This is a genomic window from Pectinatus frisingensis (assembly GCF_014076555.1).
Classification (GTDB): Bacteria; Bacillota; Negativicutes; order Selenomonadales; family Selenomonadaceae; genus Pectinatus; species Pectinatus frisingensis.
This window is the reverse complement of record NZ_CP045424.1, coordinates 580005-602325: the sequence shown is the minus strand read 5'-3', so window position 1 is coordinate 602325 and position 22321 is coordinate 580005. Positions and strand designations below refer to the sequence as shown.

Below are 22321 nucleotides of genomic sequence, written 5' to 3'. Positions count from 1 at the left end.
TTTCATGAACAAAATCATACCCATACTTTGTCTTGCATTATTATTAGACCCTTTTCCAGTACAGGCACAATCTTCTCAAATATCAAAATGGGCTTATAATGCAGCCGACAAACTAATAAAAAGTGGTTTAATTGCCGATAAAAACATAACCGTAGATGAGTTGGCAAATTTTTTGATTTCATCAGATACATCACCCTCTGATACATCTGATATATCTTTAGGTGAACAAACAAGGATCGAAAAAATAGCCCAAATTTTAGCAACAGAAAAAAATCTTGTAATAAAAAATAACAATACCATAGTTTCTTCAAAAAACTCGAAAAACACCTCCGGTAATATTCCCACCTATGACAATACTGTAAAATCAGCTGCAAATCCCGAAATAAACTCCACTGTTACAACCGATGACACCCCTGCAATTACAAAGAAAAACTTCAATAACCAGCCGGTTAGCACCATAAATAAATCGTCATCTTCCATTCCTCCTCTTTTGCAACGATTTAATGAACCAGCCCCGGAATGGGTTTATGAACCTTTGGAACGCATGAACAAAGCTGGATTATTAAGTCCTGACGATGCAACCATTTTATCAAATCACGATTTGAACAGACGTGAAGCGGCTATACTGACTGCAAGGGCATACAATCTAAATAAGCAAAACAACATCATAAATGTTCCCGCCTATTTGCATAGCGATTCATATGATAATAATATTGACACTCAAATAATTTCTGCAGATATTCAATCACTAATGCAGGAATTTAGTATTGAAATACAGGCTTTAGGCTATGAATCGGGAAAAGACGCTTTTACCAAAAAAACAAAAGAACCCTTCGATAATTCTTTAAAAATAAAAGGTGAAATTCGCTATAATATAATGAGTAACAGCAGCACATCACCTAAATATAACTGGGATGATCACAGAATCCGCACACGTATATATCTGGATAAACCGATCGACTCCAATTGGACTGTCCATGGCATGTTAGAAAGCGATAAAAGCCTTACATCTTCAAACGAAAACAGTTCATATTACACTGAGGACAAAGATGGTAAAATTTCTTTAGATCGCTATTATATAACAGGTAAAACTTATTTATTCAATTTACCTGTTAATGTTGATGCAGGAAAAACAAGTGCTTATTTAGCCGAAGGTAATATCTTAGACTCAGATTTTAAAGGCATAAAACTTTCTACTTTTGGTCCTGACCAAGGGAATAAATCTACACTTTATTCCTTAGGATATGGAAAAGTCGATGATACACAAAACACATTTTACCTAGAAGCCCATCACACTACTAATAACGACATCGATTATCTGGCCGGCCTTTATCATTGGAATAACTATGGGACACCAACCAGTATCTATACCCTGGGCACAGATTATTATATCGGCAACTATACACTTGGTGCCATGTACCTGAAGGCCAGCGAACAAGACAAAAGCAATTCATCAGATGGCTACGTATTAACAGCAAAATATGGCTATAATCGTTCATGGATACCTGGTACCTATGAAATAGACACTCATTACTATGATATGGCCGGTACGACTTATATCAATCATACAATGTCAGGTCTTGGCAGTTATATGAATGGATTTAAGGGATATAGTGCCGGATGGTACTACACATTAACCAAAAATATTTTATTAGGCATAGAATATTATGACTTAAAAGATAAAACTAGTTTGGACAACGTAAAAACATGGTGGGGACAAGTTTCCTATAGTTTTTAAAACATTTAAAGAAAGGAACAAAGTTTATGTCAAAGAAAAAACTACTTATAGCTATAACTATTTTAATAATAGCAGCAATTTGTGGTTATTTATATTTTTACGGAACAAACGAGTCAACATATGCAGATATTACCGATTTAAATAATGAGTATAATATTGATAACGAATTAACTGATGCTCAACAAAAACTTAACAGTGACATAAAACCAGCTCAAATATATGTAGATTCTTTTGATAAAAATGCAATAGCTTTAACTTTTGACGGACTGCCAGATCCGACAACAACAGATCGATTGCTTGATCTTTTAGACAAATATCAAATCAAGGCAACTTTTTTTGTCGATGGAAGTACAGCTGCCAAGGATAATGATTCATTAAAAAAAATATATCAACGAAAATATCCTATAGGGAATTATACTTATGTCGGATTAGCAGAACTCGACAAAATTCCTACCGAAGAAGTCTTGGCACAGCTTTTAAAAACACAAAAAGTAATAAAGGTAACCACCGGTACAGCTCCGGATATTTTCAAGGCTCCACGAACTATTTATACTGATAAATTACTAAAAATAGCTGCAGTTGCCGGTCTCAACGCCGCAGTAAAAACTAATGTATATGTTAATCCAGATACTTTAACAACTGACGCGGCTGCGGAATCATTTGTTAATCAGATAATTCCGGGAAGCATAGTTTCAGTACCGATAGCCACTCCTGTAAATCGTGTAAAATATGAACCGGGCAAAACAGACGAAAAACCTGCCTTTGATAAACAACCGGGTCTTAACGTTAACATGAGCGATGATAATAAACATCAAAACATTGTTGATGTGACAGAACGTTTACTAAAAGCATTACAAAAACGTTCTATGCCCACAGAATATATAACAGATTTTCGTCTGGTAAACCAATTAAATAATAAATATTCACTAAATGATACTGCTTCATTTGATGCAGTAAAAACATTCACACAAAAAATGGTTTTTTTGACCGACAAATTATTTTTTAAAAAAGCATTTGCAGCTGCCCAGGATTACCAAGTTATTCGTCAAAACAACAACAGTATAAAAGCTGCTCCTATAAATTTAATTTTAACCACAGAACCAGCAGTTTGCTTCACTTTCGCCGGGCTCAGTAAACCATCGGTAGTCTACAGTATTTTGGCACAGTTAAAACAGATGAATGCAACCGGAACATTTTTTGTTATGAAAAATGATATAGATAAAAATCCTCAATTAATACAAACCATTATAAATAGCGGCAATGAAGTTGGTGTTGGTATACGCTCTTTAAAAAATGCTGATTTTTATTCAACATGTTCAGAAATTGATTATGTCCAAAACAGACTAAAATCAATGGGAGCAACACCACAGCTTGCCATGCAGCCCTGGGGCGGCATTACTGATGACACTCGTGAAGCAGTGTCTGCTATGGGACTGACTATGATCGGATCTTATGTATCCGTTGTAAAATCAAATATGAAAGATTATACCTCACCGCAGCAAGTAATGCAGGAATTATTCGGTAAATACGTCTATTCTATGGGACGTGGTTGGATCGTATATTTCCGGCTTGATTATTACACAGATGACTCTCTTGCCGGTAAAGTTATGGACTTAATTAAACGTGATAAAATCAATAATATAGCCTACAATTCTTTTTATGACGATCCACGGATCAATCCCAATAACGATTCGGCTTATTCCATAAAATCGGTCAGCTCAGTACTTTTCAATAAAACTTATCGTTATAAATTTGCTACAGAAAACAAAGTGCCTGAACAATTAAGAAGCAGTCAAAATCCTCTATTAAATGAACACATTGATTTTAAAAACTACATCAAAAAACGTTATATCGGGAATCCGGCTATCGGAGCAGACAGCAATACCCTAGGTTTTTCAATTGCACAACTTCACACACTTGATACTGTCGGACAAATTCATACTGATAAACCAGTAGTTTTTCTCACGTTTGATGACTGGGGAACAGATGCATCGATAAATAAACTTCTTTATGTTTTACGCAAACATAAAGCCAATGCTACATTTTTCATTTTGACTCACAATGTACTCAAAAATCCTAACTTATTGCGCGCAATAGCCGTAGGGGGCAATGATATTGGTGCCCATAGCGATATGCATAAACCCATGACCACACAAAACGTCCATAATAATACTATGCGTCCTTCTGTACAATCCAGACAAGAATATATGCAGGATCTTTCCAGTTGTTACAAAAAACTCGAAACAATAACCGGCGATGTATCGATTAATGGTCATCCTGCACTTACACGCTATTTTAGGCCGCCGCAACTTACGATTAGTAAAATGGGCTTTGAATGCCTATATGATAACGGTTTCAGTTATATTATTGATGGTTCTTACAGTACCCACGACTACGATCAAACTAATCTGCAGGGTATGATTAACTCTATAAAAGCAGCAATATTCGATGAAAACGGGAAAGTAAGAAACGGAGCTATTTTAGTAATGCATATGAGTGATTCCGGTGAATACACCGCAGTCGCCTTAGATATGATACTTACTGCTAATGACCAAAGGAAAGACAATGATCCTGCCAAATTCATCCCAGCAAGATTGTCCGATTATTTAAAAGACGGTTATGATCAATCAAATCCAGTTTTTGACAAAGAATTATCACCAACTGTAGATTATAATAAATATTTGTATAAAAATTCCGGATACAATATAGGTGATGAATAAAGTGAATGATAAAAATAAAAAATCTTTTAACAGACAACAAAATAATTTACCACCAGATACGCAAAATGATGAAACTATCGCAAGTGCTATAAAAAATGCCGTAGTTCCTAAAGAAGATATCTTACTTCATTCTACAAGCGACAGACGGATATTACCCAATGTACCGGATAAAGACAGCAAAAGAACGAATGTTGATCGACGCGGTATAAGTAATAATGAATATCAGGAAAATTATGCCATCAGCAAAGAAAAAGTTGAAACAGGACGACGTTATTTGGTGGATTACGCCATAAAAATACAAATCATTGATCAAAATGGCGTAAAAACTACAATTACTGGTAAGGCTGTTGATTTGTCGGGTTCAGGCATATCCTGTAAAATACCAATAAAATACAAAAATTATATAGAAAACTCAACGGGTATTAAACTAAGTTTCAAAATTGAAGCTGGAACCATGCCGGAAGGTTATGAAATGAAAATAAAAAACATAAGAGCTAAATGGGTACGCTCTTATGTTGATGAAAATAAAGACTTTTGCTGTGCTTTTCACTTTGACCAATTATTGGCACAATATGCCTATAAAAACCGGCAGGTCTATATGCTGTCCATTGCATCAGCATTTATGTTCTTTATTTGCGCTTTTATAGTATTAATGAGATCATCAAGCATTTTATATTTCAGTTTCAATAAAGTGCTTTACTTGTACAGCATTTTAGCTGCAACATTTCTCCTGACACGCTACTTATTTGGTGCATTTTACAAATCCACACCAATAAATCCAAACTTTACACCAGGTGTGACAATTATAATTCCCTGCTTCAATGAAGAAAAATGGATAAAAAAAACTATTTTGAGTTGCATTAACCAAGATTATCCAATCGACAAACTAGAAGTAATTGTTGTCGATGATTGTTCCAATGATAATTCGGTCGAACAAATAAAAGCTATAATAAATATTCTGCATAATGAGAAAGGGTATGATCTCCAAGACAGAATCCGTTATCACATACAACCGGCAAATATGGGAAAACGAGAAGCATTGGCAGTAGGTGCCAAACTGGCAAAAAATGACCTGCTGGTATTCGTGGATTCAGATAGTTTCCTCGATCCTTTCGCTGTCAGAAATATAGTACAACCTTTCCAGGATAAAAAAATGGGCGGTGTGTCCGGGCGCACAGATGTAGCAAATACGTTCACTAATACATTGACTAAGATGCAATCTGTGCGCTATTATATTGCTTTTAGAATTTTAAAAGCCGCTGAGGGACTATTTGATGCTGTTACATGTCTGTCTGGTCCATTATCTTGTTATCGGAAAGATTTAGTATTGAAATACAGTAATGCATGGCTGACTCAAAAATTTTTAGGGCAAAAGGCAACTTTTGGTGATGACAGATCAATGACGAACTTTATATTACGCTCCCATCGGACTGACTATCAGGATACTGCCGTATGTTCCACAATAGTCCCTAACACATATAAAATTTTTTTGCGCCAGCAAATGCGGTGGAAACGTTCATGGCTCAGAGAATCGCTCATTGCCGCAACATTTATGTGGAAAAAAGAACCATTCATGGCATTATCCTTTTATATGGGATTACTGGTTCCCATGCTGGCTCCTGTAATTGTAGTATATAATCTCATTTATATCCCGCTCACACATCGTGTTTTCCCATTGACTTTTATGGTTGGTATATTGATGATGGCATTACTGATGAGTGTAGCACAATTATTTCTGCGCCGCAGCACCACATGGATCTATGGGGTATGGTTTTGTCTTTATTATGAAGCAGTATTACTCTGGCAGATGCCAGTTGCCTGGGTGACTTTTTGGAAGTCCACATGGGGCACCCGTATGACTAATGCTGATATAAAAGAAATCATCAAAGAAAAGAAGAAGGAGGGTATGGTTGATGACAAAAAAGGAACAAGTATATGAACATGAATTTTCTAAAACACGCAACAGAAGAAAAATCACAAGAACCATTTTACAATTATTAATATTACTCGTGTTATGCATTTTTGTCGTATACAATCTCTTTTATACAAAAACCTACCAGCCTTATACCGATAAAACACAATCTCAAGATGGATTTATTGCGTTATCTTATTTTGGTGTACAAAAAACCGCCGGTAGTCAATTGCTTATTTCACAGGACAGGCTGCGCGAGCAGCTCGAAGCTTTAAAAAAACAAGGTTACGAAACAATAACTGAAGAAGATATATACAATTATTATGAAAACGGTGGTAAACTACCACCCAAAGCCGTATTTTTAATGTTTGAGGACGGACGACGCGATACAGCTATTTTTTCCAAAGATATCTTACAAGACCTTAATTATAAAGCCACTATTTTTACTTATCCGGAAAATTTTTCAAAAAAAGACAATAAATTTTTAACTCCAAATGATTTAAAAGATTTAACCAAAAGTTCTTATTGGGAACTTGGTACCAATGGTTACAGATTATATTATATTAATGTTTTTGATCGATATGATAATTACCTAGGTGAAATGAATCCATTGATGTTCGGCATGGTACATCAATATTTGGGCAGACGATACAATCATTATTTAATGGATTATATCCGTGATAAATATGGCGTTCCCAAGGAAAGCTACCAACGGATGAAAGATCGCATAAGCTATGATTATGAAAAACTGGAAAATACTTATATGAATGAAATCGGCTATGTCCCGCCGGTCAGTGTACTAATGCACGCGAACACCGGCAGCTTTGGTAATAATCCACAGGTAAGTTCAGTAAATGCCTATTGGTTAAAAAATTTATTCAAAATGAATTTCAACCGTGAAGGATATAGTCTGAATGTAAAAAATAGCAGTATCTACGATTTAACCAGAATGCAGCCACAGGCATGGTGGCCAGTCAATCACCTGCTAATGCGCATAAAATATGACACAAAACAAGATGTAAATTTTGAAGCTGGAAATACAAAACGGGCAGACAAATGGAACATATTAAAAGGTGCCTGTGAATTTACCGATGAAAAAATATATTTAACCTCTTTACCTGAAGCCCAAGGCATTATACGATTAAAGAAAAGCAACAATTATAAAAATATAAATTTGAATGTTGATCTATTGGGAAATAAACAAGGTACACAGGAAATATTATTGCGCAGTGATGACAATATGGCTAATTACGTAGCTCTTATAGTAAGCGGCCGCGATTTAATTATCCAGGAAAATTTAAATGGTGAAAAAAAAGAACTGGCTAAAGAAAATCTTGATAAAATAAATGATTTACCAATAATTTCTATCCCACAGGATAAGCACAATTCAGAGGAAAAGGCATTAGAGGCATTCTCTCGGTATTCGTTGTCCACAGGACAGGGTAAAGTATACACCAAACGTCTCAAAGAAAAAAGTGAAGAAAGTGTCCCGTCAGTTGCCGATGGAGCCAAGGAATATATTCCAACGATAAACGCCAATGAAAAAGGCGCTGAAAAAATTTCTTTAACTTTGCTAGGGAACAATATAAGTGTATCGGTAAATGGCAGACAGGTTATTTCAACTGCGGTTTCCTTAACAAACGAAGGCAGCATATTCTTAATTTCAACCTGGTCAGGTCATGGTTTTGATCAAAGAAATTTGACCGATGACGTATATGATGCTGTATTTAGTGGTTTAACCATAACAAATCTACCTAATGAGAATATTCTATTTACATCAAAATACACAGGAATCGATAAGATAGAATATAACATTAAAAATTATATCAATGTCCTTATAGGCTGGTTTGTGAAATATTTATAAGTTTATTATCATATCGGTTTTATTAAGTGGTGGTGAAATAAGATGAGTTTTTCCAAAACCAAATTTAAATATTTTATAGGTTCAATTTGCTGTGCAAGCCTCATATTTTTTGGCTACACGGCGTGGTGTGCCACCAGACCCATGCCATACAGTCCACCAGAAAAAACAGCGTGGCTTGTTTACTGGGATGCACAAAGCGGAACACAAGAGCTAAGTGCCACTGATAATAAATATACCGGCATTTCATATTTTGCCGCTTATTTTAATGACAAGGATACTCTATTTATTCCCGATGGATTTAAAGAGGAACAAACACTGAACCGCACCAAATTTCAGCCTCAATATGAATATCTGACAATAGTCAATGATATAGCCGGTAAAAATAAAAACTCATTCAAGGATATCGATGTGGTAAAAAGAGTACTTGATGGTGATGCAAAAAGAATAATCCACGCCAGAGAGATTATTGAATTAGCACAGGCTAACCATTGTAATGGCATCGATCTCGATTACGAACAAATTTTTAAAGACCAAACAGCTGCTGGCGATTATATTAAATTCATAAAAATACTTTATGACAAGGCTTCTGCCCAAAACATAAAATTACGTGTCATTTTAGAACCATCAGTCAAATTTTCTAACTATGATTTTCCTAAAGGTCCTCAATATATTGTCATGTTATACAATTTGTATGGATTGCACAGCGGTCCCGGTCCCAAAGCCGACTTTTCTTTTATTGAAAATACAGCTGAACGAATGAAATCGCTGCCGGCTCCGATAGGTGTGGCTTTTTCAACGGGTGGATGCATCTGGGGAGACAATGGACAAAAAAGATTTATTTCTGCCCAGGAAGCTAAATCTCTGGCGCAGGAAAATCATGTATCTCAAAAGCGTGATGCTAAAAGTAATGATATTTATTTTTCATTTACAAAAGACAACGTAAATTACACTGTTTGGTATGCCGATCAGAATACACTTGAAAGTTGGATAAAAAAGGCCGCTGCAATGGGATTATATTCTATCAGTATTTGGCGGTTAGGTGATAATTAAAATCCATCTTATAAAAATATTTCACTGAAATTAAATTTTATTCAATTTCAGTGAGATATTTTTTTACTTAACACTGCAATTTTTCAAATATTCATCAACATAGTTTATCAATATTACTATTTTTATAGTAAATAAAAAGAAGGACACAACAATGAAAATAGATTTATCCCTACCAATTGACGAAAATATTTTAAATACCATACTGAACTCTATCAATGGCAAATCACCTCTTTGTCCTGCCGCGCTTGGTCATATCGGTACTCACTTTGATGTAATGAATAAGCATTTTTCTCTCGACAATACGGAAAGGAGAGGGATATTATTTGATATCAGCCATATAACAGGGCGGAATATAGTGCTTGACGACATTGATATGACACTTATAAGAAAAAATGATTTTATCATTTTCTACAGTGGCTGTTTGAGGGAAAAAACATATGGCACACCGGAATATTTTCAAGCTGAAACTCAATTATCAAATGAACTAATCGACTCTCTTATACAGAAAAAAATAAGTATGATCGGTATTGATTTTTGTGGTGTCAGAAACCATTCTGAACACGCAAAAACCGATCAATACTGTGCAGATAATGGTATCTTTATCATAGAAAACATGTTTAATCTGGAAAAACTAGCACAAATTTCCCGGCAGTCTTCTTTCATTATACACACTTATCCCTTGAACTACGAAGGTTTCACAGGACTACCGTGCCGTGTTGTCGCAGAAATAAACGCTGCACAATAAAAAAAATATATAAACAATCATTTTTGACACATTTCAAAATATACATTACGGTATATTAGGGTATAATTTAACTTTAAGCAAATTACGCTAAAATTCTTATCAAGGAGTGACCATTTTGCCATACAGAATCCCTCATATACTAGGTATCGTTAACATTACTGAAGACAGTTTTTCCGACGGCGGCCTGTATCTTGATCCTGCCAAAGCTATCAAGAAAGCCCGACAGCTTTATCAATCTGGTGCCGATATAGTTGATCTGGGCGCAGCATCCAGCAATATCAATACTACCGCAGTCAATCCCGCAGAGGAAATACACCGCTTAAAACCAGTAATCACATATCTAAAAAGTCAAAACATTTCTATCTCAGTAGATACTTTCAAACCAGAAGTTCAATCATATGCCTTAGAAGCCGGTGTCGATTATATTAATGATATACAAGGATTCCCCCATCCAGAAATTTATCCGCAGCTTGCCCAATCAAATACCAAATTAATTGTCATGCACTCCGTACAGCGCCTTGGACCGGCGACTGTCATGGAAACCAGCCCTGAAGAAGTGTACACTGGCATGCTTGACTTTTTCACACAGCGTATTGCTGCCCTGGAAAAAGCCGGCGTATCCTCTAAACGCATTATCCTTGACCCTGGTATGGGTTTTTTCCTTGGTGCTGATCCGGCAGTATCTATTTATGTACTAAAAAACTTAACAAAACTGAAAGACTATTTCAAATTACCCATATTGGTTGGTCTTTCACGAAAATCTTTTTTGAGCCGCATTATCGGTATCCAAACAAATGAAACGGGACCTGCTACACTCGCAGCAGAACTTTATTTAACCAAAGTCGGCACTGATTACATCAGGACTCATGATGCCAAAGCCTTGGTAAATGCCATTAAGATAACCAACTGCCTAATCTGATTGCTATCTTAAACTTACAAAATAATTTTTATAAGGACTGTCACACAACTAGTATTAACCTCATAAAGATGCGATTTTCCACTACTTTTTCAATGATGAACAAAGGCAATTCGCATATTTATGAATGAAAATATTTATATGTGGCGGTCTTTTAATTTTTACATTAAAACCAAAAACATACTACAAAAATATTATTATTTGATTTATAATATATACATTGTTTATTATTTTTTACTGCTGGCAGGAAGGTGCATACAATGAATGAATTACCACTTTTTAAAATAGAAAATTTTATCGGCGGTGACCAAGAATGGTTCACGGATTACTGGATGAAGCTGGGTGGCTGCGGTGCTGTCACAGCTTGTGACATTTGTATCTATTTTGCTATGTTTTTCAATAAAACTGATTTATACCCATTCAATTTAAAAAATATGACTAAAAATGACTATATAAAATTTTCCCAAATCATGAAAGATTATCTTTCTCCCCGTATTCATGGCATCAATACATTGGAAATATTTATTAACGGACTGCAAAAATATCTTTTCAATCACGGTGAACAATCTATACAAATGAAAGGTTTATATAGCAACTGTTCATTATTAGAATTCAAAACTGCCGTACGCCAACAAATTGACCAAAAACTTCCTGTACCTTATTTAAACTTAAAACATAAAAATCATGCTTTCAATGATTATGTCTGGCATTGGTTCTGGTTAGCCGGTTATGAAGAATTTGGCGATATCACGATGGTAAAAGTGATTACTTACGGCACTTTCCGCTGGTTGTCATTAAATAAGCTCTGGGACAGCGGCTATAAGCAAAAAGGCGGCATCATATTATTTGATATAAACTAAATTATCAAAATCAAGGATTTCTGACTTTGATTGCTATCTGCTTATTTTTCTATCCATAACCGTCAATATTAAGCATACAAAACCTATTATAATCATCAATAATGCCGCTTCCCGCATGCCACTGTCTGTTACCGCCGGAGTAAATACCGTACTAATCAATGCTGAATACCCTATTGAACCAACGTACCCAAAAGTACGGAAAAGACCGGCTGTAACTCCGATATCATTTTCTGAACTTTGCATATACAATGCTGTTTGATTAGCACTGAGCATAAGTCCCATAGCAATACCAAACAAGAATGTAATACACATTATATAATATAATTCTGTCTGCATATTTATTAATAATATCGCCCACGAGGCAAAAATCGTTAATATCGATGATATGATTAATGGTTTTTTCACCAAATTACGTTTGGAAACAGGTTCCATGACCAAAGCAGATATCACACTCATTGGCAACATCAATAATCCTATATATGCCGGTGAAACAGCGCGTGTTGATTCCAACCATGTCGTAATTCCATATAACACTGTATACATACATAATGTCATCAGCATAAAGCGCAAATAAGTACGAGCCAGTGCCAAATTTGAAAGAAACATTTTTATGTCAATAAATGGCCGTTTAATTGTTGTTTCCCATTTTATGGTAACGATGATCAAACAACTCAATATCACTAATATTTTCATTGATATTTCAGGCAGGAAAAGCAAAAACATCAGCAGCAAAATAATAGTTGATGTAAAACACATTATTCCTATCATATCTATATCACCGATAATTTCTTTTACATTCTTTACTTTACACAAAGTAATATCCCGCGGTATCCACGCTATTGCTATAATCAATACTGTCACGGCAACAGGAAGATTAACTAAAAAAGTCATACGCCATCCCCACTTATCAACCAAAAGTCCACCTATTGGTATTCCTATTGCTGCTGTTGCTGCACTGGTAACTTGCAACCATCCCAATACCCTCCCTGGAGGATCCTGCAGCGCAGCTTTTTTAGTGCGATCACAAATCATCAACATCGCTGACGGATATGCAGTTGAAGTTCCAATACCAATAAAAATACGTGCTATTATCAACATGGCAAAATTATAACCAACTCCACCCAATAACCCGCCAATTAGTACCATGACAATCCCACATAAAAATATGCGGCGTGGGCCAAATTGCTTAGAAAGCCTACCTGCAGTCGGTTGAGCAATCGAACAGGTCAAATAAAGGACTGTTATAAGTAATGTCGCTTTTGATACAGGAATATGCAAACTCAAGGCTATTGGTACCAACGCTGTAGCTATTATTGAGCTGTTTATTGGGTTTAGTGTCGATCCCATATATAACGGCATAACAAACTTCCATGGAAAAGGGTTATCCTTGTACACTCCACTGCCAGCCATTACTGAGTCACACCTGCACTGCATAAACTTTCAGCCCAGTCGTCTGCCGTTAAAACTTCAGCCTGTCGGGGAAATATTTTTTTCATAAGTACTTGCTGTACCTCTGAATCTGCATCGAAACACGCATCTTCGATTACCTTTAAATTAAAATCTTTATCAAAAGCTTCACGTACAGTTGATAATACCACACCACTGGTGGATATCCCACAGCATATAAGAGTATTAATCTGCTGTGAACGCAATATTATTTCCAAAGTACTGCCGGTAAATGCGCTGATTCTATGTTTTGTTATTATTAATTCTCCACAATTGGGTTTACAGCTTTCACAAATGTCTGTTTCCAAGTTACCAAGCAACATTTTTCCTGTCTGCTTTATTTCTGAAAAAGCCCTATTATTTGAATCTATTTCGGGATATCCTGCACTAAAACCCACCCTGACAAAAATGACTTGAATATTATTTTGCCGCGCTGCCGTGATAGCTTTTTTAACCGGCAATAATTTATTTTTGTCTTTAATAAACTGTGTCACTATACCATTTTCCATATCCATGACTAGCAATACCGTTTTATCATATTGTTTTTCCATTCTTGATTACTTCCTTTTTATAGTTTATTATTAAATGGAGATATCTCCTTATTAATATAATAAGTGGAGACGTCTCCATTTGTCAATAAAAATTAAAGGATTTCTCATGAATAAAAAAACTATCAACCAAAACAAACCGGAACGTCGTGACGCGGTGCAAAACCGCCAACGTATCCTAGATGTTGCTGTCGAACTATTTAAAAAAAACGGTGTTGAACAGGTCAGCATGAATCAAATAGCAATAGCTGCTCAAATAGGACCGGGTACACTTTATCGCCGGTACCATAATAAAAGCGAACTGTGTATGGATTTAATAAAAGATAATGTTGACTTACTTTTTAACGACATAGACAAATATCTGTCTGCTAATAAAAACACCCCTCCCACACAACGATTGCGCGGATTATTGAAATTATTTATACATTTCAGAGAAGCTAAAGCCCAATTGCTCGCAGGTGTGGAAAGCACTCCGACAGCATCGAACAACTACACACATAAAAGTCCTATATATAACGAATTACATCAATTATTTGTTACTTTATTTGAAGAGATGAATAATCCGCACACGTCTAATAGTATCTTTGCTGCGGATATGTTATTAGCCGCCTTAAGCAAAGATTTTTATCGCTTTCAAAGAAATGTGCGAGGATACACTCCCAGTAAAATTTTAGAACAGCTCTGCCTAATGTTCAGTAAGAATAACTAAAGAGTTATACGGTAAACTCAAACACCGCTTTTTTATATATAATCTTTATTTAAACGACATTGTACCGGCAGAAAATTTTTTATTAAAACTATTTACGATTATGCTTGCTAATTTCCTACTGCGAAAAGCTGCATGATAAAATAAGTTAAACCTGCCGCGATGAGCGGCCCAACAGCCAGGCCATGAAGGAAAAATACCCCCAGCATCGTACCGATGACAATTGCTGCAACTACTTCGGGTGATCCGTGGAGTAGTCCGCCTCCATACCCAGCTGTTGCTGCCGTAAAAATGCCTGCCGCTATTGCTGCAAGTCCCAAAGGAGTTTTAAAAGAATCTATTATGGTTTTTAAAGTGATATCACCAGTGGCAATTGGCATAAGAAGTGCTGCCGTCATTAATATTATTCCCCATTTCAAACCATGTACAGCAAAAATATGCATAAATTCTGTCACACCCAGCAATTTCAACACGATAACAATACCGGCAGCATATGCCACAGTGAGATTATTCCCTATAAAACTGCTGATAAAAATAACCAGCAGCACTATATAACCAGAATCCATCATCATTCCCCCATAGATTTTTATTCAAGATAATCAAAAAATTTCGCATTATATGAAACAATATCAGTATGCTCCAATTTAAGCGGATATTTATGACAGTATTCATAATTTTTACAGCATTTTCTGGCACGCTGCATTTTTTTATTGCGATAATCATTCAACTGTCTCAATAGTATTTCTTTCATATTAATTGGCCAACATCTCTGCATAATAATCATCTCCAATTATTTATCTCACATTCATTATGGCAATAATTGCTTTTAAATGGAAATACTTTTATAGTATTTATATATAGTTTTTCACTATATATAAATGTTGCTATTAAGGAGTATCTGTATTATGACTATTATTCAAATGAAATATTTTTATGAAGTATGTCGCTGGCAAAATATTACTAAAGCTGCAGAATATCTGCATGTGTCACAACCCACTGTAAGTGTCGCGATGCAGACTTTAGAGGCTGAGACTGGTCTGAATCTTTTCCGACGCAACGGTAAAAAACTTTTTGTTTCTAAAGATGGCAATACGCTGCTAACAAAAATACGTCCGTTACTGGAAGAATTGGACCAACTGCAACACACGATCAATGACATGTCCCACCGACGCAATCACATCAGGATAGCATTACCCCCACAGGTTGGCAGTTACGTTATTCCTTTTTTGCTAGGAGATTTTCGCCAAACTCATTCAGAAATCATATTAGAAATTATCGAGATAAGCACCGCTGATTCACTGCAGTTGCTCAAAAATGAAACTATTGATATGGCTATAATCAATTATACTCATAATAGCAATGATTTTTCTTATCACCATCTTGCCACTTCAGAATGCTGTTTTTGCACTTATACAGGACATCCTTTGACAAAACGAACTTCCATTTCCATAAATGCATTAAAAAACGAACCTTTGGCTATGCTTGATACCAGTTTTAATATCACACATCTTATTTATCGTGAATTTGCTAAAGAAAATCTTCAAATGAAAATAATCCATTACTCTCCTCATCTATTTACTATTAAAAGCCTTGTACAGCACAAGATAGCTTCTACCTTTCTGATGCGTCATGCCGTCTCCCCAGGGGATAATCTGATTCCTCTGTCATTGGCAAAACCACTATATCTTGAGACTGCCATAGTCACTAAACGCAATAGGCAAATTTACGCAGATGAACGTTTAATCATTAATTTTATCAAAAACCTTTTTAATAATACTACAATCTATGTCAATAATTAATATTACTTGCAATGAATTGACTTATCACAAAAAGAGCTGCCGCATGTAAACATTTCATTCATAAATATGCGTATTCCATTTCCCGTCCGTTCTTAAAAAACGGCAGCGATTTGCATCTTTATGAGATCAATGGTATTATGTGACAGCTCTCTTTCAAAACGATTCATTGGCATCAGCTTCAATCCGGCAGCTATGCCAAATTTGTTATGCAGGTATAAACTCACTCGTACAAATTATTTCATACCATATTTTACTTATCGGAGACCCATTATTATTCATACATTTTTTTCAATTGGGTAAGAAACATATTCATCCATTTATTATCCTGCTTTATATACTCAGGATGTGCTGCTACCTCTTCCGGCGTCTGAACATAAGTTCCAGGTATCATTTCGCCGGCACAATTCTTAATAAGTCCACCGACGATTTCAGCCGTATTTTCCAAATGATATTGAAAACCAAATACCCGTTTTTTGTAAACGAAAGCCTGGTGTTCACAAGCGGCACTTGATGCTATACACTCTGCTTCTTGAGGAAGTTCACTAAATGTATCGCCATGCCATTGAAAAACAATCGGATTTTCCGGGAAAAAAGAAAACAAGGGAGACTGTCTTGCCCTTCCGCTCAACCGTATCGGAAACCAACCAATTTCCTTACAAGGATTAGCAGTCACCTTACCACCAATCGCGTCAGCTAATAGCTGACCACCAAGGCAAAGTCCTATGACAATCTTACCTGCTGCAATACTTTCCTTGATAAATATTTTTTCCTCAGTAAGCCAATGATAATTCTTTTCTTCATAAATATTCATCGGGCCACCCATGATTACGAGCCAGTCAAAATCTTTTTGTCCCGGCAAAGAATCATTCTGATATAATTTTGTACTGCTCACAAAGCAATTGTTTTCTTCTGCCCACGTAAGAATACTGCCGGGATTTTCAAATGGTACATGCTGCAAATAGTGTATTCTCATATTTTCCCTACCTCTCATCTTTTTTTTCAGACGGCAAAGTTTAAATTATTTTACCATAATCGCTGATAAAATGCCGACTGCCTTGCTTGATAAAACATCTGCCAACATATTTTATCATAATGAAATTATAGCATAGCTAAATTTAACGAACAATAAAAACACATTTCCCCATCATTCATTAAACCGACTATTCATCGAAAAATAATAAAAGCACCTGTCACTTACTATTTAAAAGCAGAGCAACAGGCACTTTTGTTAATCATTTATTATTTTGCGCACTCATCAACCAAATAGGCAATGGATTGGTAACAAATGCCACTTTTCGCTGCAAGTCCCACTTCACAGGTTCGACTATTTGAATAGCCATGTTTACAGCCAGCCGGAATTGCTTCATTCAAGTGTTCTAAAGCCGATTCATTCAGTTCAGGAATTTTAAATCCCTTATCACCGGCAAAGCCACAGCAATGAACTTTTTCCGGAATGATTACTTTATCGGCGCACGCTTCAGCAACGTCCTTAAATTTTTCAAACATCCCCATCTTTCTGGAACTGCATGTAACATGGATCATAATAGTTTCTGACGATTTTTTTATATTCAACTTAGGTAAAAGAAAATCATGAATAAAATCTACTGTATCATAAATTTGCAAATTCTTCCCCATGACTTTTTTCATACGATAAACGCAAGGACTGGTATCACATAAAATAGGATATTCTCCATTATTGCTACAGCCAAGCAATAGTTTTTCCAACTCAGCACTCATACGATCTGCCGCTTCAAAAAAGCCCTCACTTTCAAACGGCATACCGCAGCAATATTTATCCATATTCTCCGGCAGGATCACCGCATAGCCTGCCTTTTTTAACAAGGATAACATTACATCACTGACCTGACGTTTATCATCATCCAATTTAGAAGGCCCCATCATTCGTGTTACACAACTAGGATAATAAACCACTTTTGGTTTCTGCGCATCGTTTTCCGATGTCGTTTGTTGTGGTGTAGCACCTTTTTTCGGCATCCATTTTGTCCAGCGGGGAATTTTCCCGCCACTGGCATCTCTGACTTTTTTCGCAATATATTCCATAGCAGTCGTTCCCAATACCGAATGAGCTGCATTGGCTCCAGTTAATCCCAATTTCATAAAACTACTTACACCAGCAAAATGATTAGTTATAAAATCTGCCGTATTTTTAGCACTGTCAGTAGCCGCCAATGAACGTTCATGCTTAGTAAAATCACCCGTATTGATTGAAACAGGACAAGACAGCTGACATAATCCATCTGCTGCACAGGTTGCTTCACCGAGATATTCATAAGCTTTTTTAAATTGGTTCAGCAAATTCGGACTTTCCCCCGTGACAGTCAGGCGGGTAATTTCCCTTTGTGTAGCAATTCGCTGCCGCGGTGAAAAAGTCAGATTATGTGATGGGCAGTTGACTTCACAGTAACCACATTCTATACATTTATCAATTATTCCGTCTGTTGGCAGCATTGCTTTGATATTTTCAACAAATAAATTCCCATTTTCTGTAATAATTACATCTGGATTCAATATATTATCCGCATCAAAAGCAGTCTTTAAACGTTTCATCAATTGATAGGCTTTTTTACCCCATTCCATCTCAACAAATGGTGCCATATTACGACCTGTGCCATGTTCGGCTTTTAAAGAACCATTATATGTTCCTACAACAAATGAGCAGATATCTTCAATAAATACCTTATATCTTTGTTTATCTTCTTTTGAACTAAATGACTGTGTAAATACAAAATGGACATTTCCATCTAGAGCATGACCATAAATAATTCCATCACCATATCCATGTTCATCCATACATTTACGTAATGTCATTACGCCGTCCGCCAATTTTTCTTTTGGAAAAGCAATATCTTCGATTATGACTGTCGTACCAATTTCCCGTATTCCGCCGACAGCCGGAAATATTCCCGCCCTAATCTTCCAGAGCTGTTCATATTCTTTTCTTATATCGGTAAATTCAATTGGTTCGAGCACTTTAATATCCGATAATTTTTCTTTCACCTGCCCTATTTGTTTATAAAGCGTCTCATTATCTTCAGCCCGTATTTCCACTAATAAAGCAGCAGCCTGCTCCGGTAGTGTTTTTATATAGGACGGTACTCCAGGTTCATTTTCAACGGAACGCAATGATACCCTGTCCAAAAGTTCCGCTGCCGACACCAGTGGTCTGTATAATTTCATAACTGCCAGACAGGCAGTTTTCATATCAGGAAAGACCATCAATGATGATGCTTTGTACTTATTATCCAATACAGTTCGATATGTTATCTCAGCTATAAGAGCCAACGTTCCTTCCGAACCCACTAGCAAATGTTTCAAAATATCGATTGGATCATGATAATCAACAAATGCGTTCAAACTATAACCTGTGGTATTTTTTATCTTAAACTTATGCTTTATTAATTCCCTAAGCTTATCATCTGACTGAACTTCATCTCGCATAGTCTGCAATTCTTCAACTAATTTACTATGTTCACTTTCCCATGATTTTCGCGACTGTGCATCGGCTGTATCCAATACTGATCCATCAGCAAAGACTACTTTCATATCCTCCACTGTTTTATAACTATTATCGGAAGTCCCGCAGCACATACCGCTGGCGTTATTAGCTGCCATTCCTCCGATCATCGCATGATCGATAGAAGCAGGATCCGGTCCAATTTTACGTGAATATGGTTTCAGATATAAATTAGCCGCTGAACCAATTATTCCCGGCTGAAGAGTGATTTGCCTGCCATCATCATCTATCGAATAATTTTGCCAGCCTTCAGATATAACTACCAGCACCGAATCAGTCAAAGCCTGTCCACATAAACTTGTTCCGGCTGCCCTAAATGTAAGCGGTATTTTCTGTACGGCCGCTTCCTTGATCAAAGAAGAAACTTCTGTAATATCTCTTACTTGTACTACAATTTTAGGCGTTATTCTATACAAACTGGCATCTACACCATAAGCGTATCTTCTGACAAAATCTGTAAAAATACGCTCCCGAGGTATATATTTCAGAATATTATGATAAAAATTTTGGTATGATACAGGCAAATCATTATTGTTATCTTTATATTTTAGTGCCATAAGACAATCACCCTCCTTATTTGACTTTCCGGCATCCATAAAGTGCATAATTAATTATTGCAGCAAACTGTCCACCATAAAACCCTGTCCCAGATATCTGCAATCTAAACTTAAACATTTTTACCGTGCCGTCAGCAATTTTATACAATTTATATGATAACTTATTATCAAAACACGTCAACACCCGTACGAATTGCCTTGAATAATCAATAAATTTGTTTTTATAAGTATATACTTTATAGTTTTCCTTGTTTGATATTTTCTTGAATACTCAGCAATTATTTTTCAACTTTTCCAATATTCCCAAAAGCCTTATATATAAGCTATCCGCAATTATATTTATAATATATTTATATTTTTATTGATTCTTTTTGAATTACATCTATTATTAAGTATTTACTTCCGCTTAATATAAAAACATAGCAGATTTCATGAATAAAAAAACATGATTGTCTGCAATAAAAATCATATAATCAACTGCAGGCAATCATGCTTCTTTATTCGTATCACTTTATATTATTTATTTAGCAGACTATGTTTACAACTATAGCCAAAGTATATAAATAATCCTATAGTGCACCAAACTATAAATCGTATCCATGTTTCAATCGGTAAATTATACATTAAATAACCACAGGAAAATACGGCCAGCGGTCCCACTGCCCATACTGCCGGGCAGCGAAATTTTCTTGGTAAATCGGGTTTTCTCAGCCGCAATACCATTACTCCCACCGCTGCAACAAAAAATGCCGACAAAGTACCGATATTGGCCATCTCAGCGATAACTCCAATGGGTGCAAATCCGGCAATAACCGATACTACGATGCAGCCGACTGTGGTAACTATATACGGAGTCCTATATTTCGAATGTATTTTGCAGATTTGGGCTGGAATCATACCGTCGCGACTCATAGCAAAGAAAATACGCGCTTGTCCATATAATAAAACCAAAAGCACTGTGGTAATACCGCAGATTGCCCCCACTCCTACTAATGCCGATCCGATATTATAACCAATATAACGCAGAGCATAGGCAACCGGTTCCGGATTATTGAGTGAAGTATATGGTACTACTCCAGTGAGAACACCTGCTACTGCGACATAAAGCAATGTGCAAATTATTAATGAACCGATCATCCCCCGCGGTAAATCACGGGCCGGATTCTTACATTCCTCAGCAGTAGTGGCTACAGCATCAAATCCAATATATGCAAAAAACACAATAGCGGCTCCACCGGCTACTCCCGAAAAACCAAATGGCATAAATGGATGCCAGTTCATTGTATTAACTTTAGGTCCTGCCAAAAACAAAAATATAAAAATAGCAAGCAGCTTAACTCCTACCAAAATACGATTCAATTTTGTACTTTCTTTGGTACCACGTACAAGAAAAAATGATAATAATAGTGTTATTAAAATTGCCGGTATATTTATTAATCCACCATCTGCCGGAACATGTGTGAAAGCAAATGGAAGCTGCACACCCGCCGACTGAAAAAGCCCGGTAACATACCCGGACCAGCCAGCAGCAACAGCACTTGATGTGACAGTATACTCCAGCACCAGATTCCACCCAACAATAAAAGCTACAATTTCACCCAATGAAGCATACGAATATGTATAAGCGCTCCCTGAAATCGGTACAATTGAAGAAAATTCGGCATAAGCCAGCCCTGCCATCCCACAGGCAAAACCAGAAATAACAAATGACAACATGACTGCAGGACCTGCATACTTAGCCGCTGCCACACCGGTCAGGACGAATATTCCTGTTCCTATCACGCCCCCTATTCCCAATAAAATAAGGTCTATAACTCCCAGATTTTTGACCATCCCCGATGCCAAGGCCATCTGCTTCATTTGTTCAATATCTTTTGTCCGAAAAAAATTCATAGCGCATCACATTCTCCTAGTATATTATGACA

The 22321-nt window shown here is 36.3% G+C and carries 17 protein-coding genes; 10 read left to right on the top strand and 7 right to left on the bottom strand.

What is annotated here, in order from left to right:
• Window positions 1-4 precede the first annotated feature (4 nt).
• The 8 genes from F8M42_RS02900 to F8M42_RS02865 all read left to right on the top strand — a co-directional run bounded on the left by F8M42_RS02900 (window position 5) and on the right by F8M42_RS02865 (window position 11805).
• Window positions 5-1738 (top strand): hypothetical protein, encoded by a 1734-nt coding sequence (locus tag F8M42_RS02900; RefSeq protein WP_182187885.1) that lies wholly within the window; start codon window positions 5-7, stop codon window positions 1736-1738.
• 26 nt (window positions 1739-1764) lie between these two features.
• Window positions 1765-4458 (top strand): polysaccharide deacetylase family protein, encoded by a 2694-nt coding sequence (locus tag F8M42_RS02895; RefSeq protein ID WP_182187884.1) that lies wholly within the window; start codon window positions 1765-1767, stop codon window positions 4456-4458.
• Window positions 4459-4546: 88 nt separating this feature from the next.
• Window positions 4547-6397, top strand: a complete 1851-nt coding sequence (locus tag F8M42_RS02890) for a glycosyltransferase family 2 protein (RefSeq protein WP_229711520.1) — start codon at window positions 4547-4549, stop codon at window positions 6395-6397.
• Entirely contained in the window at window positions 6372-8234 is a 1863-nt protein-coding gene (locus F8M42_RS02885; RefSeq protein ID WP_182188608.1) for a polysaccharide deacetylase family protein, read from the top strand. Before F8M42_RS02890 ends, F8M42_RS02885 begins: the two co-directional genes overlap by 26 nt.
• Window positions 8235-8276: 42 nt before the next feature.
• A complete protein-coding gene (locus F8M42_RS02880) occupies window positions 8277-9284 on the top strand; it encodes a glycosyl hydrolase family 18 protein (RefSeq protein WP_182187883.1) in 1008 nt (335 codons plus the stop codon).
• 151 nt (window positions 9285-9435) lie between these two features.
• Window positions 9436-10029 (top strand): cyclase family protein, encoded by a 594-nt coding sequence (locus F8M42_RS02875; protein ID WP_182187882.1) that lies wholly within the window; start codon window positions 9436-9438, stop codon window positions 10027-10029.
• Between the two features lie 127 nt (window positions 10030-10156).
• Complete coding sequence (folP, locus tag F8M42_RS02870; protein WP_182188607.1) at window positions 10157-10948, top strand: dihydropteroate synthase; 792 nt, start codon at window positions 10157-10159, stop codon at window positions 10946-10948.
• A 257-nt stretch (window positions 10949-11205) separates the two neighbouring features.
• Entirely contained in the window at window positions 11206-11805 is a 600-nt protein-coding gene (locus F8M42_RS02865) for a hypothetical protein (RefSeq protein WP_182187881.1), read from the top strand.
• Between the two features lie 33 nt (window positions 11806-11838).
• Here the strand turns inward: F8M42_RS02865 and F8M42_RS02860 are convergent, their stop codons facing one another.
• Together F8M42_RS02860 and F8M42_RS02855 are read right to left on the bottom strand one after the other, a co-directional pair.
• Window positions 11839-13215, bottom strand: coding sequence for an MFS transporter (locus tag F8M42_RS02860; protein WP_229711417.1), 1377 nt, complete (start codon window positions 13213-13215; stop codon window positions 11839-11841).
• Entirely contained in the window at window positions 13215-13802 is a 588-nt protein-coding gene (locus F8M42_RS02855; protein WP_182187879.1) for a cysteine hydrolase family protein, read from the bottom strand. Before F8M42_RS02855 ends, F8M42_RS02860 begins: the two co-directional genes overlap by 1 nt.
• Window positions 13803-13881: 79 nt before the next feature.
• Between F8M42_RS02855 and F8M42_RS02850 the strand changes: the two genes are divergently transcribed.
• A complete protein-coding gene (locus F8M42_RS02850) occupies window positions 13882-14508 on the top strand; it encodes a TetR/AcrR family transcriptional regulator (RefSeq protein WP_229711416.1) in 627 nt (208 codons plus the stop codon).
• A 107-nt stretch (window positions 14509-14615) separates the two neighbouring features.
• Here the strand turns inward: F8M42_RS02850 and F8M42_RS02845 are convergent, their stop codons facing one another.
• Window positions 14616-15077, bottom strand: a complete 462-nt coding sequence (locus tag F8M42_RS02845; RefSeq protein WP_229711415.1) for a DUF441 domain-containing protein — start codon at window positions 15075-15077, stop codon at window positions 14616-14618.
• 14 nt (window positions 15078-15091) lie between these two features.
• Window positions 15092-15280, bottom strand: coding sequence for a hypothetical protein (locus tag F8M42_RS02840; protein ID WP_182187878.1), 189 nt, complete (start codon window positions 15278-15280; stop codon window positions 15092-15094).
• 130 nt (window positions 15281-15410) lie between these two features.
• Here F8M42_RS02840 and F8M42_RS02835 point away from each other — a divergent pair, with 130 nt between their 5' ends.
• Window positions 15411-16304 carry a LysR family transcriptional regulator gene (locus F8M42_RS02835; RefSeq protein WP_182187877.1) on the top strand — a complete coding sequence of 298 codons (894 nt, stop codon included), beginning with the start codon at window positions 15411-15413 and terminating at the stop codon, window positions 16302-16304.
• Between the two features lie 271 nt (window positions 16305-16575).
• On the opposite strand, the gene F8M42_RS02830 is transcribed toward F8M42_RS02835, so the two are convergent.
• The 3 genes from F8M42_RS02830 to F8M42_RS02820 all read right to left on the bottom strand — a co-directional run bounded on the left by F8M42_RS02830 (window position 16576) and on the right by F8M42_RS02820 (window position 22289).
• Window positions 16576-17277: a type 1 glutamine amidotransferase gene (locus F8M42_RS02830; protein ID WP_182187876.1), complete on the bottom strand. Its 702-nt coding sequence runs from the start codon at window positions 17275-17277 to the stop codon at window positions 16576-16578.
• Between the two features lie 266 nt (window positions 17278-17543).
• The gene (locus F8M42_RS02825) at window positions 17544-20396 is read right to left on the bottom strand and encodes an FAD-binding and (Fe-S)-binding domain-containing protein (RefSeq protein ID WP_182187875.1); all 2853 of its coding nucleotides are present in this window, start codon (window positions 20394-20396) and stop codon (window positions 17544-17546) included.
• Between the two features lie 516 nt (window positions 20397-20912).
• Window positions 20913-22289 carry an amino acid permease gene (locus F8M42_RS02820; RefSeq protein ID WP_182187874.1) on the bottom strand — a complete coding sequence of 459 codons (1377 nt, stop codon included), beginning with the start codon at window positions 22287-22289 and terminating at the stop codon, window positions 20913-20915.
• Window positions 22290-22321: the final 32 nt, after the last annotated feature.

Bases quoted from the DNA above. Each gene is read 5' to 3' on its own strand.
- F8M42_RS02900 (WP_182187885.1), top strand. From the start codon at position 5: ATGAACAAAATCATACCCATACTTTGTCTTGCATTATTATTAGACCCT.
- F8M42_RS02895 (WP_182187884.1), top strand. From the start codon at position 1,765: ATGTCAAAGAAAAAACTACTTATAGCTATAACTATTTTAATAATAGCA.
- F8M42_RS02885 (WP_182188608.1), top strand. From the start codon at position 6,372: ATGACAAAAAAGGAACAAGTATATGAACATGAATTTTCTAAAACACGC.
- F8M42_RS02880 (WP_182187883.1), top strand. From the start codon at position 8,277: ATGAGTTTTTCCAAAACCAAATTTAAATATTTTATAGGTTCAATTTGC.
- F8M42_RS02875 (WP_182187882.1), top strand. From the start codon at position 9,436: ATGAAAATAGATTTATCCCTACCAATTGACGAAAATATTTTAAATACC.
- F8M42_RS02865 (WP_182187881.1), top strand. From the start codon at position 11,206: ATGAATGAATTACCACTTTTTAAAATAGAAAATTTTATCGGCGGTGAC.
- F8M42_RS02860 (WP_229711417.1), bottom strand. From the start codon at position 13,215: ATGGCTGGCAGTGGAGTGTACAAGGATAACCCTTTTCCATGGAAGTTT.
- F8M42_RS02855 (WP_182187879.1), bottom strand. From the start codon at position 13,802: ATGGAAAAACAATATGATAAAACGGTATTGCTAGTCATGGATATGGAA.
- F8M42_RS02845 (WP_229711415.1), bottom strand. From the start codon at position 15,077: ATGATGATGGATTCTGGTTATATAGTGCTGCTGGTTATTTTTATCAGC.
- F8M42_RS02840 (WP_182187878.1), bottom strand. From the start codon at position 15,280: ATGCAGAGATGTTGGCCAATTAATATGAAAGAAATACTATTGAGACAG.
- F8M42_RS02835 (WP_182187877.1), top strand. From the start codon at position 15,411: ATGACTATTATTCAAATGAAATATTTTTATGAAGTATGTCGCTGGCAA.
- F8M42_RS02830 (WP_182187876.1), bottom strand. From the start codon at position 17,277: ATGAGAATACACTATTTGCAGCATGTACCATTTGAAAATCCCGGCAGT.
- F8M42_RS02825 (WP_182187875.1), bottom strand. From the start codon at position 20,396: ATGGCACTAAAATATAAAGATAACAATAATGATTTGCCTGTATCATAC.
- F8M42_RS02820 (WP_182187874.1), bottom strand. From the start codon at position 22,289: ATGAATTTTTTTCGGACAAAAGATATTGAACAAATGAAGCAGATGGCC.